The following is a 14,907-nucleotide window of genomic DNA, read 5'->3' as shown; positions in this document are numbered from 1 at the left end:
GCGTGGGGGTGGGTCAGGTTCGACCGTGCAGACCCGCGGCGAGGTGGCCCGAGGGCCGCTTCGCGGGCCGGACGCGAGGCGTCCCGACCATCCCCCGCCCACGACGCGGCTTTCACCCGCCGAACCGGTGCGCCCGTGACGGAAAGATCCTGGGTGCACGCGAGCCGAGCGTCAGAACGGCGTCCCACAACGCACCAGGCGTTACGAAGGCGTCCTTCAGAACGCCCCACGCAACGAAGGACGCCTTCAGTACGCCCAGCGTTACGAAGGCGTCCTTCAGTGCACGTGGCCTCGGTCCACCGGGCAGGTTCGTCTACTGCAGGCCGGCGCGGACCGAGGTGATGCGCTGGGTGTTGAAGCCGAGCCAGTGCATGCGGCCGACGTAACGCGCGTGCTCGACCTTGATGCACCGGTCCATGACCACCGTCACCCCACCGTCCTCGGCCGTCCTCGCGCCCTCCTCGTTGATTACGCCGAACTGGCACCACAGCGCGTCCGCGCCGATCCGTACCGCCTGCCGGGCGATCTCGGGCAGCGCGTCCGGCGCCCGGAACACGTTGACGATGTCCACCTTCTCGGGCACCTCCAACAGGCTCGGATAGCTGGTCTCGCCCAGGATCTCCTTCGCACGCGGGTTCACCGGGATCACCCGGTACCCGTGCCGCTTGAGGTAGTAGCCGACGAAGTAGCTTGCCCGCAGCTCGTTGTTCGACAGGCCGACGACCGCGATCGTCCTCGCGGTGTTGAGCACCCGCTGGATCGCCAGGGGATCCTGGTAACGCGTCAGATCGGTCATGCTGTCGCGACCTCCTTCTCCGCCGCCGGGTCCACGGTCGCGGCGACGTGTGCGAAGCCCTGTTCCAGGTCCCACAACAGATCCTCGGCCGACTCCGTGCCGACCGACAGCCGCACCGTCCCCGGCCCGACCCCCGCCGCCCGCAACTCCTCGTCGGACAGCTGGCGGTGCGTCGTGCTGGCCGGGTGGATGACCAGGCTCTTCGCGTCGCCGACGTTCGCCAGGTGCGACCACAGCGACATGCCCCGGATGAGCGCCTGCCCACCCTCCCTGCCCCCGGCCACGTCGAACGAGAACACCGCGCCCGCGCCGCGCGGCAGGTACTTCCGCACCAGCGGCTGGTAGGCGCTGCCGGGCAGGTCCGGGTAGGTCACCCGCGACGCCAGTTCGTGCGACGACAGGAACTCCGCGACCTTGCGCGCGTTCTCGACGTGGCGCTCCATCCGCAGCGACAACGTCTCCAGCCCCTGCAGGAACAGGAACGCGTTGAACGGCGACAGCGCGCCGCCGAGGTCGCGCAGCGTCTCGGCCCGCAGCTTCATCAGGTAGCCGTAGGTCCCGAACGTCTCGTGGAACTGCAGCCCGTGGTAGGCCGGGGACGGGTCCGCGACCACGGGGAAGCGCCCGTTGGACCAGTCGAACGTGCCCGCCTCGGTGACCACGCCGCCGATGCTCGTGCCGTGCCCGCCGATGAACTTGGTCGCCGAGTGGACCACGATGTCCGCGCCCCACTCGATCGGGCGGCACAGGTACGGCGTCGCGAAGGTGTTGTCCACCACCAGCGGGAGGCCGTGCTCGTGCGCGAGGGCCGCCACCGCCTCGATGTCGAGCACGTTGCCGCCGGGGTTGCCGATGGTCTCCGCGAAGAACGCCTTCGTCTCGGGCCGGACCGCCTGGCGCCACGCGTCGAGGTCGTCGGGGTCGACCCACGTCAGCTCGACATTCATCTTGCGCAGCAGGTGCTTGAGCTGGTTCACCGTGCCGCCGTAGAGCGCCGAGGACGACACGACGTGGTCGCCCGGCTCCAGGATCGTGAACAGCGCGGCGGCCTGCGCGGCGATGCCGCTGGCGAACGCCACCGCGCCCGCCCCGCCCTCCAGGTTCGCGACCCGCTCCTCGAACACCGCCACGGTCGGGTTCATGATGCGCGAGTAGGTGTTCCCGTACTCCTGCAGGTTGAAGTAGGCCGCGGCCGACTCGGGGTCCTCGAACACGTAGCTCGTCGTCTGGAAGATCGGCACCGCGCGTGCACCCGTGTTCGGGTCGGGCCGCTGCCCGGCATGCAGCTGCCGGGTCTCGAACCCGAAGTCGTGCTCCTGCTCGACCCGGGGGGATTCGTCGGTCACCAATACCTCTTCCTCGACCTCATCGACCGGCCAGGAACCGGCGGACGATCGGCGTCTGTCGTTGTTCTTCCAGCAGGAAGCAGTCGTGGCCGTACGGCGCGTCGATCAGGTGCAGCTCGGTCGGCTTGCCGAGCGTGCGCAACGCGTCGTCGATCTCCTTCGACGCCACCGGCGGGTACAGCCAGTCGGAGCTGAACGTGATCAGCAGCGTCCGCGCCGTCACACTTTCGAGTGCCTTGGCGAGTGAACCGTCGCCGTACTGTCGCGCGAGGTCGAAGTACGTCAGAGCCCGCGACATCGTCAGGTAGGTGTTGGCGTCGAACCGCTTGACGAACGAGTCGGCCTGGTGGCGCAGGTAGCTCTCCACCTCGAACTCGGGCTCGGTGAGCGTGTAGCGGATGTCGTCGGCGAACTGCAGCCTGCGACCGAACTTGTCGTGCAGCGCGGGTGCGGAGAGGTACGTGACGTGACCGACCATCCGCGCGACGCCCATGCCGGCGTCAGGGCTCGTGCCCGTGCCGTAGTAGTGGCCGCCCTGCCAGCCCGGGTCGCGGGTGATCGCCTCGCGGGCGATCGCGTTCCACGCCATGCCCTGCGGGTGGAGCGCGTGCGTGCTGGCGATCACCACGATCGAGTCCACCTGGTCGGGGTACAGGATCGCCCATTCAAGTGCCTGCATCCCGCCGAGCGAGCCACCGGCGACCGCCGCGAGCCGCTCGATGCCCAGCGCGTCCAGGAACGCGCGTTCGGTCCGGACCATGTCCGCGACCGTGATGACCGGGAAGTCCGGTCCGTACGGCCTGCCGGTCGCGGGGTCGGTCGACGACGGCCCCGTGGTGCCGCGGCAGCCGCCGAGCAGGTTCGTGGACACGACGAAGTAGCGGTCGGTGTCGAACGCCTTGCCGGGCCCGATCATCCCGTCCCACCAGCCGAGCGCCTGGCCGACCACGCCGTCGCGGTCCTCGGCGGCGAACCCGTCGCGCGTGCTCGCCTCGGGCCTGGCTGTCGAGAAGCCGGCGGCGTGGGCGTCGCCGCTGAGGGCGTGGCACACCAGGATGACGTTGTCGCGCTCGGGTGAGAGGGTCCCGTAGGTCTCGTACGCGACGCGGACGGACCCCAGCTCGCGGCCGCATTCGAGGTGCACGGGATCGGGCAGGTCGAAGTACCGCGTCTCCACCAGACCGACCGAACCGGCCGCTACCGTCGACGCGGGAACCATGGCCGCATCATAGCCAGCCCGGTCGGCCCCGCGACCGGGGCACAGGCCCGTCTCGGACTCTGAGACGCAGGTCAGAGCACGTGTAGGGTCGCGTACCGGCATGTGAAACCATCCAAGACCAGAAGCCGCGAGAGGACCGTCGCATGACGACCGTCGACAGCATCGACAACGGGGTCAACGTCCAGGCACTGCTCGACGCACGCGAAGCCCTCAAGGGCGCCCCCGAGGCCGCCCAGTTCACCTGGCGCTCGACCACGCGCTGGGAGAACGGCGTGCACACGACCTCGACGGTCAAGGACTACTTCGGTCTCGGCGCGGACCACTCCCACAAGGCGGAGTCGTCGTTCACCGCGGACCACCCCGAGGTCTTCGCGGCCGAGGACCACGGCATCACGCCGATCGAGTACCTGCTGGTCGGCCTCGGCAGCTGCCTCACGGCCGGTGTCGCGTCCGTCGCGCAGAACCGCGGCATCCAGCTGCGCTCGGTGGAGGCGACGCTGGAGGGCGCGCACGACATCCGCGGCATCCTGGGTGCCGACAGCGACGTGCGCAACGGCTACAACGGCATCAAGGTGACGTTCAACATCGACGCCGACGCGTCCAAGGAGGACATCGAGGCGCTGGTCGCGCAGTCGCAGAAGCGTTCCGCGGTGTTCGACGCGCTGACCAACCCGACCGACGTCACCGTCGAGGTCGTCTGAGGGCCGAGCCATCGAACGCACCACCACCGTCGTCGTCGGCGCGGGCCACGCCGGCCTGACGGCGAGTCACTTCCTCGCCGAACGGGCGATCGACCACGTCGTGCTGGAGCGCGGCGAGGTGGCGAACTCGTGGCGGTGCGAGCGCTGGGACTCGCTGCGGCTGCTCACCCCGAACTGGCAGAGCCGCCTGCCCGGGCACCGCTACGACGGCGGGGAGCCAGACGGGTACATGACGATGGGCGAGGTCGTCGAGTTCGTCGACCGCTTCGCCGTGCTCACACGTGCTCCCGTCCGCACCGGCACGACCGTCACGAAGGTGCGGCGCACCGACGACGGCTACCTGGTGACGACGGACCGGGGCGAGATCGCGTGCACGACGGTGGTCATCGCGAGCGGCGCCTTCAACCGGCCTGCCGTGCCGCGCCTGAGCGAGGCAGTGCCTGCCGACGTCGAGCAGGTCACGCCGTTCGACTACCGGCGTCCCGACCGGCTGCCCGACGGCGGCGTGCTGGTCGTGGGCGCGTCGGCGACGGGTGTGCAGCTGGCGGCGGAAATCCAGCGGTCGGGGCGGCAGGTCACGCTGTCGACCGGGGAGCACGTGCGGATGCCGCGCACGTACCGGGGCCGCGACGTGCTGTGGTGGATGGACGCCTCCGGTGTGTGGGACACCCGCTACGACCAGGTGCCCGACCTGACCAGGGCACGCAGGCTGGCGTCGCCGCAGCTCGCGGGGACCCCGGACCGGACGTCGCTCGACCTCAACGCGCTCACCGACCTGGGGGTCGAGCTGGTCGGCCGTTCGGCGACGGTGCGTGACGGCGAGATGCTTTTCTCCGGCGGCCTGCGCAACGTGGTGTCGCTCGCCGACCTCAAGATGGACCGCCTGCTGAACACCTTCGACGAGTGGGCGTCGGCGTCCGGCAGCGACTCCGAGGTCAAGCCGCCCGAACGCTTCGAGCCGACCCGTGTGCCCGCCTCGACAAGGCTGCGGCTGGACCTGCGTGGCGGTGCGGTCGGGACCATCGTCTGGGCGACGGGTTTCCGGCCGGACTACACGTGGCTGGACGTGCCCGTGGTCGACGAGAAGGGCAACCTGCGCCACGACGGCGGCGTCGTCGACAGTCCCGGCCTGTACGCGCTGGGGCTGCCCGTGATGCGGCGGCGCCGGTCCACGTTCATCCACGGCAGCGAGCAAGACGCGCGCGAGGTGGTCGACCACCTCGCGGGCTACCTCTCCCACGGCTGACTGCTAGCTTGGCCCGACCCAGTTCCCGTCGGAGAGGACCGGATCGGTGGAGTCGCTTCGTGTCGAACTGGTCCGGGGAGCGCTGGCGGTCCGCGGCTCGATCAGGCAGCGGGGCCTGGCGACGACCGTGGGGCTCGCGGCCACGACCGCGGCGGGACAGCTCGCCTTCCCGCTGATCCGGGCGCGGAGGCGGGGCGAGCACTTCACGTTCCAGGGTGAACGGCTGCCGTATGCCGTACACCGGTACAACAACACCTTCCGCAACGAGCGCGCCGTCGAGATCTCGATCGCGAAGAGGTTCCTGGCGGGCAGCGGCGACGGGCGGGTGCTCGAGGTGGGCAACGTGCTCGCGTACTACGGCGTGACCGGCCACACGGTGATCGACAGGTACGAGCCCGCGCCGGGCGTGCTCAACGACGACATCGTGGACTACGTGCCGGAGCGGCCGTTCGACACGGTCGTCACCGTCTCCACGCTGGAGCACGTCGGCCGGGACGAGGACCCACGCGAGCCGGAGAAGGTGTTCCGGGCGTTCGAGGCGGTGCGCAGGTGCGTGGCGCCGGGAGGTCGGCTCCTGGTCACCGTGCCCGTCGGCTACAACCGGACGATGGACGAGGGCCTGCGCGACGGCGCGGTGACCTTCGACCGGGAGACGTGGCTGATCCGCACCACCCGGCGCAACGACTGGCGCGAGTGCACCCGCGAGGAGGGGCTGGCCGGCGAGTACGGCCACCCGTTCACCGCCGCCAACACGATCCTCGTCGGCGAGGACGGCGGCTGACCTGCCGATCCGCAGGCTCGGGTGACGGCGCTGGTCACCGTCCGGGAACACCGGGGTCGAATCCTGTCATCGGACGCCCGAGTGGTGGCAAGATGCCGCCATGGTCGGGGACGATGATGTTCGCAAATCACCCACGTCCGGCGTGACCAGGGCGTCGGCGGAGCGGGGGCAACGCAGGCAGCGCCTGTCGGCCCGTGAGGTCACCCTCGGCGTGCTGTTCTGCGTGCCCGCCCTCGCCGGCCTCGGCACGTTCGTGATCTTCCCGCTGTTCCAGGCTGTCTTCCTCTCGACGCGGGGCACGGACATCAACGGCAACCCGTCCCGCTCGGTCGGGACGGAGAACTTCGCCGCGCTGTTCACCCCCGAGTTCGGCACGGTCCTGCTGCAGACGCTGCTGTTCACGGTGTTCGTCGTGGTCGTGGGGCTGTTGCTGCCCCTCGCGCTGGCCGTGCCGATCTCCCAGCGGCTGCCCGGCATGCGGGTGTTCCGCACGCTGTTCACGCTGCCGTTCGCCTACTCGGCGTCCGCGGCGAGCGTGGTCTGGCTGTTGATGCTCGACCCGTCGATGTCCCCGGTCAACTGGGCGCTGCGCCTGTTCGGGGTGGCGGCACCCGGGTGGACCACCGAGTCGCCGTGGCCGCTGGTCACCGTGGCGTGGGCGACGGTGTGGGTGGTGGCCGGGTTCAACCTGCTGGTCCTGTCCGCCGGGCTGGCGGGTGTCGACCAGGAGGTCCTGGAGGCCGCGCGGATCGACGGGGCCACCGGGTTCCGCAACTTCTTCGGCGTCGTCCTGCCGATGATCTCGCCGAGCGTGTTCTTCGTGGTGGTGACCACGACGCTCACCGCGCTGCAGGCGCTCGGGCAGGTGCAGGTGATGACCGACGGCGGACCCAACGGCAGCACGACGACGCTGGTGTTCGCCATCTACCACAACGCGTTCGAGTACGGGAACAACGACTACGGCCTGGCCAGCGCGCAGGGCCTGGTGCTGCTGATCATCGGGATCGTGCTCGCCGCGATCCAGTTCGGCGTGATCGAGAGGCGGGTGCACTACCGGTGACCCAGACGACGACAGCCGTGGCGCCCGTGCCGGCCAAGGCCGGTACGAGGCAGGCACCGCGCAGGGACCGCTCCCCCGAGCGGCCGAAGGCGGCGATCGGCGTGCTCACCTACGTGTGGCTCACGCTCGCGGCGATCGTGCTGCTGTTCCCCGTGCTGATGACCGTCGTGGGCGGGTTCCTGCCCGAGGGCCAGCTGGTGCGCCAGCCGCCCGGGTTGGCGAGCGGCACGTACTCGTTCGACAACTACGTGGCCGCCTGGAAGCAGACGGTCGTGCCGTTGCTGCCCGCGTTCACCAACTCGTTGTTCGTCGGCGTGCTGATCATGCTGGGCCACCTGGTCACGTCGTGCCTGGCCGCCTACGCGATCGTGTTCGTCAGGATGCCGCTGCGCAAACCGGTCTTCTGGCTGTTCATGGCCACGATCATGGTGCCGTACGAGGCGATCGTGGTGCCCAACGCGTTGTTCGTGCGGAGCATGGGCATCGAGAACAGCCAGTGGAGCCTGGTGCTTCCCTTCCTGGCCAACGGGTTCGGGGTGTTCCTGATGCGCCAGGCGTTCCGCCAGTTCCCCGAGGAGCTGCGGCAGGCCGCGCTCATCGACGGCGCGGGACACCTGCGGTTCCTGTTCACGATCGTGCTGCCCGCGACGCGGCCGTCCCTGACCGCGCTCGCCGTGTGGTCGTTCCTGCAGGGCTGGAACATGTACTTCTGGCCGCTGATCATCTCCTCGTCGAACAACTCGATGAACACCCTGCAGACCGCCGTGTTCGCGTTGAAGGCCAACGGGAACGGCACACAGCAGGCGCTCGTGCTGGCCGGCGTGACGATCACGCTCGTGCCGACGCTCCTGTTGGTGATCTTCGGTCAGCGCTGGCTCGTCCGCGGCTTCATGGCCGGGGCCGTGAAATGACCCCACGGTGGACAACGGTGTCGACACCGTGGGTTTTCTGTGACAGGAAGGAAGAACTGTGCGGATAACACTGCGTCGCCGGATCGGCGCGCTGGCCGCCGCCCTCGCGATGGCCGTCACCGCCTCGGCGTGCACCTCGGCGGCGACCTCGGGAGACACTTCCGGGGGAGGTGACGCCGCGCCGGGCAAGGACGCGCTCGACGGCAAGGGCGAGGTCGGCATCACCTTCTGGCACGGGATGAGCGGCACCAACGGCGAGGCGCTGCAGTCGCTGGTCGACCAGTTCAACACCGAGCACAAGGGCAAGATCAAGGTCAACCTGAACTACAAGGGGCAGTACGACAGCGTGCTCGCCTCCTACAAGAACGCCTCGACCCAGCAGCGGCCGGACATGCTGCAGATGTACGACATCGGCACCCGCTACATGATCGACTCGAAGACGATCATGCCGATGCAGTCGTTCATCGACGTCGACAAGCACGACGTGTCCGACCTCCAGCCCAACATCGCCGGCTACTACACGGTCGACGACAAGCTGTACTCGATGCCGTTCAACACGTCGATGCCGCTGATGTACGTCAACCGGGAGGCGTTCCAGAAGGCAGGCCTCGACCCGGACAAGCCGCCGACCAACCTCGACGAGATCATGGCCGCCGCGCGGCAGATCAAGGCCACGGCCGGGGAGACGGTGCAGTTCGGGTTCGGCGCCTCCCTCTACGGCTGGTTCGTCGAGCAGTGGAACGCCGTGGCCGACCAGACGCTGTGCGACGCGGACAACGGCAGGACCGGGCGCGCGGGCAAGGTCACCATCGTCAACGACACGAACCTCAAGCTCGTGCGCTGGTGGCAGCAGATGGTAAACGAGGGTCTCGCGATGAAGCTGGACAGCAACACCGACAACGGTGACAACGCGTTCAGCTCGGGGACCGTCGCGATGACCCTGGAGTCCACCGGCTCGCTCGGCACCTTCACCTCCGGCGCGGCGGCGTCGAAGAACCCGTTCACGGTCGGCACCGGCTTCTACCCGAAGGTCGACGAGGCCAACGACGGCGGCCCGATCATCGGCGGCGCCTCGCTGTGGATCGTGAACAAGGAGGACGCGGCCAAGGAGCGGGCCGCCTGGGAGCTGGTGAAGTTCCTGTCCGACAAGGAGACCCAGGTCACCTGGCACACCAAGACCGGGTACTTCCCGATCAGCAGGGCGGCGCTGGACGACCCGGCGGACAAGCAGTGGGTCAGCCAGAAGCCCCAGTTCGCCACGGCCATCGAGCAGTTGCAGGGCACGAAGCTGACGCACGCCACGCAGGGCTGCTCGATCGGTGAGATGCCCAACGTCCGCAAGAACGTCGAGAACGGACTGCAGGCGGCGGTCCTGCAGGGCGTGGACGCCGAGAAGGCGCTGACGGACGCACAGGACGCGGCGAACAAACAGGTCTCCGACTACAACGACAAGCTGGGCGGCTGACCACCGCTCTCCCCCGGGTCAGGGCCGTCCTCGTCTCGTCGAGGGCGGCCCTTTCCCGTGAACCTGTGACCGGTAGGCGTCACGTCGTCCCTAGCGTCGGTCCCGACAAGCAGGTCCGACCAGGTGCTCAACGCGCGGTCCGCTCGGTGAGCGTGGCCCCGGGCGAGCCGACCCTGGCCCGCGCGTAGGCGATGACCGCGGCACGCCGTGCCTCGGCACCGGGGGCGGGTTCGACAGGCACCGCGAAGTCCGGCGCGTAGACGGTCACCACCCGCCGGTCCGCCGGGAGCAGCAGCACGGTGGCAGGCACGCGCGTCGACCCCGTGATCCGGCCCAGCCCGTCGACCTCGTCCAGCGCCACGTCGACCTCGCCGAACCGGGCCGCCAGCCGGGCTCCCGGCGCGGGGCCCGGCGAGACGGACACCTCCAGCAGGGTCACCCCCTGCCTGCGCACGACGGCCCACTCCGCGGGGGCGGCGGCGTCCACCACCCCGGCGGGCAGCAACGTCCAGTCCACAGTGGACGATCCGGTGAACACGGTGGTGCCACCCCGGCCCGCCGTCCCGCCCGCGGCGAGCGCGAACGCGGACCGGTCCCGCGCCTCGGCCCGTGCGAGCACCACCCCGTAGTCCTCGGCGAGCGCACCGACCCGCTCGGCCAGCGCGGACAGCTCCGGGTCGGCATGGTCGGCCGACACGACCGACGCCAACGCACGCGTCACGGCGTCCCGGTCGTCGAGCAGGTGCTCCACAGTGGACACCGCGACGGCTCGTTCCGCCTCCAGCACGACGGGGTCGAGCGCGGGGACCCCGGCGGTCGCGGACGCGGGCCACCACGCCCGCGCCCAGTCCAGCTGCGCGACGACCCGGCAGGCGTCGCGGACCCGCCAGTCACCGGCCGGCGGCACGTCCACCTCCGCCGCGCCGCCGAGGATCCCGTCCGCCGCGTCCCCGTAGACCTCCCACAGCCACTCGGCCGCCCGTTCCGGGTCGTCCACCCGTGCGGCGGGCACGGCGTCGTCGGCCAGGACGTCCCACGCCAGCACCGCACCCGCCGCCTCCAGCACCGCCACGGTCTCCGGTCCGGCAGGCCAGTCGCCGACGACGAGCCCCGGCGAACGCGTCACCCTCATGCCCCGGCCTCCCGCTCCAACGCCGAACGCAACCGGTCGCGCTGGTCGAGGATGACCGACCGCAGCACGCCGTCGAGCACGTCCCACACCTGTTCGGCGCTCACGGTGTCCTGCCGCAGCTCCCGGCCGTGCACCCGCACCCACAGCCGCCGCAGGTAGGCCTCCCGCACGCCACGCACGTCCGCGGCGAGCTCCGGCGGCACGGCGGCGGGCATCCGCAGCACGCGGTGCACGTAGGCCTCACGCTCCCACCGCGACCGCAGCCGGGCCGCGGCGCCACCGGGCGACGGGTGCCCGACGAGTGCCGCAGGCGCCTCCCGGCCCAGTACCACGACCACGCGGCTCACCTCGTCGGCGAGCTGCCACGGCCCGGCCGACCGCGTGATCTCCCCGCGCACCAGCGACGGGACGTCCGCGAGGCCCGAGCGCAGGAACGTGTTGGTCAGTGGCGCGAACAGGCGTTCCACGATCGACCGGTCGAACGGCTTCGGCAGGTTGCGCTTCGACGCGCTCTCCCCCAGCGCGGGCCGCGCGGGCCGGTCCCGGTCGGACAGCCCGTGCGCCAGCGCCACCCCCGGGCGGTCCAGCTCGGCGGCGCCCGAGGTGCCCGCCGCGCCCGTCACCAGTGCCTGGAACAGCCCTCGGTCGGGTGTGGCGGCGCAGGTGGCCAGGAACTCCGCGACGGCAGGGGGTACGGGCAGCGGTCGTGGCGGGGTGGTCGCCGCCCACGTCGCCTCGATCAGCCGGGTCAGGTCGCCCGCGTTGGCCGCGTCGGTCACGAAACCGCGCAGCGCGCCGACGGTCGGGCCGTCCTGCCCGTGCACCTCCGCGAGCACGTCGGCGGCGACCCGCGGGGCGTCCGGGCCCGGCGTTCCGTACTCGGTCGCCACCTCGAAACAGCGTTGGAAGTAGAGGTCCTGCGGGTTGCCCTCGGTGATGCGCAGCCGCCTGCGCTCCTTCTTCAGCGCGACGAACCAGCTCGCGGTCGCGGCGAGGACCGGTCCCGCGCCGGTGATCCGGGCCCGCAGGGCGTCGACGTGCGCGACGGCGACCGCGCCGGCCGCGAACTCCGGGTTGAGCACCGGGCGCAGCACCAGCGGATCGAGGATCAGCTTCACCGTGCGGGTCAGGGGGCGGCCTGCCGGGTTGCTCAGCGGGGCCACCGCCTCCCCCGGCCCGGCCCACGCCTGCGCGACCACCGCACCACGGGGAAACGTCGCCGTCGCGGCTGGCGCAGTGCTCACCCGACCGAGCCTAGTCGATGGGTATCACCGCAGGTGGCGGACTCGTGCGTGCCGGTTTCCGGGACCGGTAGGCGGCCGGGGCGACCGACGCTGTCGCCACCACCACAGAACGGGGCAAGCGATGTACCAGAACCCGCCGCGCCACACACCCGCGCCGTCGTCGCTCGCCCACCCGACACCGCGTCGGCCGGAGTCGTCTCAGGGTCCGCGGCGCGGCGAAACTATCGTGGGAGCGCTCCCATGTCACGGTTGACACCACCACGACCAGCCCCTAGCTTCACAGGTAAGCGCTTTCCTAGGCGCGATCTCGACGATCGGACCCACGGAGGCAACGGCGCCCCCGACCTCCAGGTCCACAGAGGACTGTTCGCACCACACATGGAGGAACGGAATGAGACTGAGATCGCTCATCGCGGCAGGCACCATGATCGCCGGTCTGGCCGTCGTGTGGCCCGCGTCCACGGCATCGGCGGCACCGACCGGTCCCGACGTCGGCAGCACCGCTCAGCCGCTGGCCGCGGCGTGGCCGACGCCGACCGGGCAGGTCGCCGTCAACGGCACGATCCAGGTGGGCTCCGGCGGGCTGAACGGCGGGATGCGCCGCTACTGCTGCATCGGCGACGGCGGCCAGGAGGAGAGCCAGGACCCGATGTTCAACCTGGCCTCCGGCGCGACCCTGTCCAACGTCATCATCGGCGCACCGGCCGGTGACGGCGTGCACTGCAGCGGCCCCTGCACACTGCGCAACGTGTGGTGGGAGGACGTCGGCGAGGACGCGGCCACCTTCCGCGGCAGCGGCGACCCGCAGTTCCTCGTCGACGGCGGCGGCGCGAGATCGGCCAGCGACAAGGTCTTCCAGCACAACGGGCCGGGCACGGTGACCATCCAGAACTTCCAGGCAAGCAACTTCGGCACGTTCTACCGCTCGTGCGGCAACTGCTCGTCGCAGTACCAACGTGACGTGGTGATCCGCAACGTGACGCTGACCAGGCCGGGCGGCAGGATCGCGGGCATCAACACCAACTACGGCGACACCGCACGGCTGTCGGGCATCGTCATCGTCAACGACCCGAGCCGGGCGATGATCCCCTGTCAGAAGTACGTCGGCAACAACACCGGCGCCGAGCCCACCCAGGCGGGAACGGGCCCGGACAGCACCAACTGTCTCTACTCCTCGTCCAACATCACCTACCAGTAGCCGACGAGAAGGGGCGCGCCTCCCGTGCGGGAGGCGCGCCCCTCGTCGTATCTCAGCCCGTGGTGCAGGCACTTCCGTTGAGGGTGAACGAGGTCGGTGCGGTGTTGGTGCCGGAGAACGTGCCGTTGAACCCGATCGAGGTACCCGCGCCCGGCGCGAGGTTGCCGTTGTACTCCAGGTTCGTGGCCGTCACGTTCGCGCTGCCCGACGCCTGCGCCCAGGTCGCGCCCCAGCCGGGCAGGGAGATCCGCTGGCCTGCCGGGAAGGCGAACGCCAGTGTCCAGCCGTTGACCGCGGCCGTCCCGGTGTTGGTGATGGTGACGCTGCCGGTGAAGCCGTTGCCTCCGCCCCAGTTCGACCCCGAGTAGTTCACCCGGCAGGCCCCGGTGCCGCCACCGCCGCCGGACTGGGTGGTCACCGAGACCGTGCCGGAGCTGGCCGAGTAGTTCGGCACGGCGTCGCGGGCCCGCACGTTGTAGCGGTAGGTGGTCGCGGCCGAGAGACCGGTGTTGGTGAAGGTGGTCCCGGTCGAGGTGCCGACGAGTGCGAACGTGCCGCCGCTCGCGCCGGTGGCCCGGTAGATCTCGTACCCGGTCACGCCGACGTTGTCGGTCGACGCGGCCCAGCTCAGCGTCACCCCGCTGGACGTCACGCCCGAGGTGGTCGGCGTGCCCGGTGTGGTGGGTGCCTGGGTGTCGTTGCCGCCGCCACCGCCGTAGACGGTCGCCTCCCGCGAGGTCTGGCGGATTCCGTTGGTGCCGTTGAGGATCCGCTGGCCCCACGCGGTGAGGTTGGCCGGGTTGAAGTTGAGCGTCATGTCCAGGGCGCCGTCGGAGTTGCCGCTCCACGACCAGCCGATGTAGCCGATGCCCCTGCTCTGCGCCTGGGACATCATCGTGTCCTCGTCGGGGTCCCCGCCGGGGAACACGTCGCCGAACTCGCCGATCACCAGCGCGAGGCCCGCGGTGCGGAACGCGTCGAGGTAGGTGATGATCGAGTCGGCCGTGCTGTAGACCGCGTACATGTGGATGGAGAACACGGTGTTGCGGTCGGGGTCGCTGTTGAACACCGTCGTCGCGTTGTTGCGCATGATGTTCTGCCAGTCCTGACCCCAGGCGGGCGCGTCGACCATGATCATGTGGTCGAGCCCCGCGGCACGCAGCCTGCCGATCGCGTTCGAGGTCGCGGTCGCCCAGGTGGCGTTGACCTGCTCGTTGTTGCCGAACGGCTCGTTGCCGATGTTGATGACGATGTAGCTCTCCTGGCCGCGCAGCGCGTTGGCCTGGCTGATCCAGTAGGTGGCCGCCTGGTCGAGGGTGGCGGCCGCGCTGTCCTCGCCGTAACCGGTGGTGTCGTGCACCTCGAGCACGCAGATCAGCCGGTTCTGCTTGCACAGCGAGATCACGTTCGCGACGTCCGTGCTCGGCCCCCACCGCTGGCCGCTGCCGAGGACGACCCGAACCGTGTTGGTGCCGAACGACTTGATGTCGGCGAACGACTGCGTCTGGTTCTGGAACCAGACGTGCGGGTGGCTGACCCCGCGCATGATGAAGTTGCTGCCGTTGGCCTCGAGGATCCTCGTGCCGCTGACGTGGAGTCCGACGGCCGCGCTGGCCGGCTGGACCAGCACCAGCAGCGAGGCGAGGAGTGCGAGCACGACCGCGCCCGCGGATGTGGTTCTTCTCATCACGATCTACCTCCGTCGACGCATGGTCGAACCGAGCGCGCCCCTGTCCGTGCCGGCTGCCCGCTAGTTTTGGGAGCGCTCCCAGTCTGGGTTGTCGACCCGCCGCAGTCAACGAGCAGTT

Annotated in this window: 13 protein-coding genes; 7 read left to right on the top strand and 6 right to left on the bottom strand. The window is 70.3% G+C overall.

What is annotated here, in order from left to right:
* Positions 1-313 precede the first annotated feature (313 nt).
* The 3 genes from CLV71_RS03470 to metX are packed head-to-tail and all read right to left on the bottom strand — an operon-like array spanning position 314 to position 3,361.
* Positions 314-796, bottom strand: coding sequence for a CoA-binding protein (locus tag CLV71_RS03470; protein ID WP_133901052.1), 483 nt, complete (start codon positions 794-796; stop codon positions 314-316).
* Positions 793-2,142 (bottom strand): O-acetylhomoserine aminocarboxypropyltransferase/cysteine synthase family protein, encoded by a 1,350-nt coding sequence (locus CLV71_RS03465; RefSeq protein WP_133901051.1) that lies wholly within the window; start codon positions 2,140-2,142, stop codon positions 793-795. Before CLV71_RS03465 ends, CLV71_RS03470 begins: the two co-directional genes overlap by 4 nt.
* A 19-nt stretch (positions 2,143-2,161) precedes the next feature.
* On the bottom strand, positions 2,162-3,361 hold the full coding sequence (gene metX, locus CLV71_RS03460; protein WP_133901050.1) for a homoserine O-acetyltransferase MetX: 1,200 nt from the start codon (positions 3,359-3,361) through the stop codon (positions 2,162-2,164).
* A gap of 143 nt (positions 3,362-3,504) precedes the next feature.
* On the opposite strand from metX, the gene CLV71_RS03455 reads away from it, so the two are divergent.
* The 6 genes from CLV71_RS03455 (at position 3,505) to CLV71_RS03430 (ending at position 9,525) form a co-directional block, all read left to right on the top strand.
* Complete coding sequence (locus CLV71_RS03455) at positions 3,505-4,062, top strand: OsmC family protein (RefSeq protein ID WP_133901049.1); 558 nt, start codon at positions 3,505-3,507, stop codon at positions 4,060-4,062.
* Positions 4,063-4,072: 10 nt separating this feature from the next.
* Positions 4,073-5,308, top strand: coding sequence for an NAD(P)-binding domain-containing protein (locus CLV71_RS03450; protein ID WP_133901048.1), 1,236 nt, complete (start codon positions 4,073-4,075; stop codon positions 5,306-5,308).
* Positions 5,309-5,354: 46 nt separating this feature from the next.
* Entirely contained in the window at positions 5,355-6,089 is a 735-nt protein-coding gene (locus CLV71_RS03445; protein WP_133901047.1) for an SAM-dependent methyltransferase, read from the top strand.
* A 100-nt stretch (positions 6,090-6,189) separates the two neighbouring features.
* Positions 6,190-7,149: a carbohydrate ABC transporter permease gene (locus tag CLV71_RS03440; protein WP_133901046.1), complete on the top strand. Its 960-nt coding sequence runs from the start codon at positions 6,190-6,192 to the stop codon at positions 7,147-7,149.
* Positions 7,146-8,060 carry a carbohydrate ABC transporter permease gene (locus CLV71_RS03435; protein WP_243866199.1) on the top strand — a complete coding sequence of 305 codons (915 nt, stop codon included), beginning with the start codon at positions 7,146-7,148 and terminating at the stop codon, positions 8,058-8,060. The genes CLV71_RS03440 and CLV71_RS03435 overlap by 4 nt, the downstream gene beginning before the upstream one ends.
* Before the next feature lie 58 nt (positions 8,061-8,118).
* Positions 8,119-9,525 (top strand): ABC transporter substrate-binding protein, encoded by a 1,407-nt coding sequence (locus CLV71_RS03430; RefSeq protein ID WP_133901045.1) that lies wholly within the window; start codon positions 8,119-8,121, stop codon positions 9,523-9,525.
* Positions 9,526-9,652: 127 nt separating this feature from the next.
* On the opposite strand, the gene CLV71_RS47455 is transcribed toward CLV71_RS03430, so the two are convergent.
* Positions 9,653-10,657, bottom strand: coding sequence for a hypothetical protein (locus tag CLV71_RS47455; protein ID WP_166663904.1), 1,005 nt, complete (start codon positions 10,655-10,657; stop codon positions 9,653-9,655).
* Complete coding sequence (locus CLV71_RS03420; protein ID WP_133901044.1) at positions 10,654-11,901, bottom strand: hypothetical protein; 1,248 nt, start codon at positions 11,899-11,901, stop codon at positions 10,654-10,656. Before CLV71_RS03420 ends, CLV71_RS47455 begins: the two co-directional genes overlap by 4 nt.
* 391 nt (positions 11,902-12,292) lie before the next feature.
* Here CLV71_RS03420 and CLV71_RS03415 point away from each other — a divergent pair, with 391 nt between their 5' ends.
* Positions 12,293-13,099, top strand: a complete 807-nt coding sequence (locus CLV71_RS03415) for a pectate lyase (protein ID WP_243866197.1) — start codon at positions 12,293-12,295, stop codon at positions 13,097-13,099.
* Between the two features lie 52 nt (positions 13,100-13,151).
* Here the strand turns inward: CLV71_RS03415 and CLV71_RS03410 are convergent, their stop codons facing one another.
* The gene (locus CLV71_RS03410) at positions 13,152-14,786 is read right to left on the bottom strand and encodes a cellulase family glycosylhydrolase (RefSeq protein WP_133901043.1); all 1,635 of its coding nucleotides are present in this window, start codon (positions 14,784-14,786) and stop codon (positions 13,152-13,154) included.
* Between the last annotated feature and the right edge of the window lie 121 nt (positions 14,787-14,907).

It is taken from the genome of Actinophytocola oryzae, from assembly GCF_004364325.1.
GTDB classification, from domain to species: Bacteria; Actinomycetota; Actinomycetes; order Mycobacteriales; family Pseudonocardiaceae; genus Actinophytocola; species Actinophytocola oryzae.
This window is presented reverse-complemented; position numbering and strand designations above follow the sequence as displayed.

Coding starts and splice junctions, on each gene's coding strand:
- CLV71_RS03470 (WP_133901052.1), bottom strand. CDS start 796: ATGACCGATCTGACGCGTTACCAGGATCCCCTGGCGATCCAGCGGGTG.
- metX (WP_133901050.1), bottom strand. CDS start 3,361: ATGGTTCCCGCGTCGACGGTAGCGGCCGGTTCGGTCGGTCTGGTGGAG.
- CLV71_RS03455 (WP_133901049.1), top strand. CDS start 3,505: ATGACGACCGTCGACAGCATCGACAACGGGGTCAACGTCCAGGCACTG.
- CLV71_RS03440 (WP_133901046.1), top strand. CDS start 6,190: ATGGTCGGGGACGATGATGTTCGCAAATCACCCACGTCCGGCGTGACC.
- CLV71_RS47455 (WP_166663904.1), bottom strand. CDS start 10,657: ATGAGGGTGACGCGTTCGCCGGGGCTCGTCGTCGGCGACTGGCCTGCC.
- CLV71_RS03415 (WP_243866197.1), top strand. CDS start 12,293: ATGAGACTGAGATCGCTCATCGCGGCAGGCACCATGATCGCCGGTCTG.
- CLV71_RS03410 (WP_133901043.1), bottom strand. CDS start 14,786: ATGAGAAGAACCACATCCGCGGGCGCGGTCGTGCTCGCACTCCTCGCC.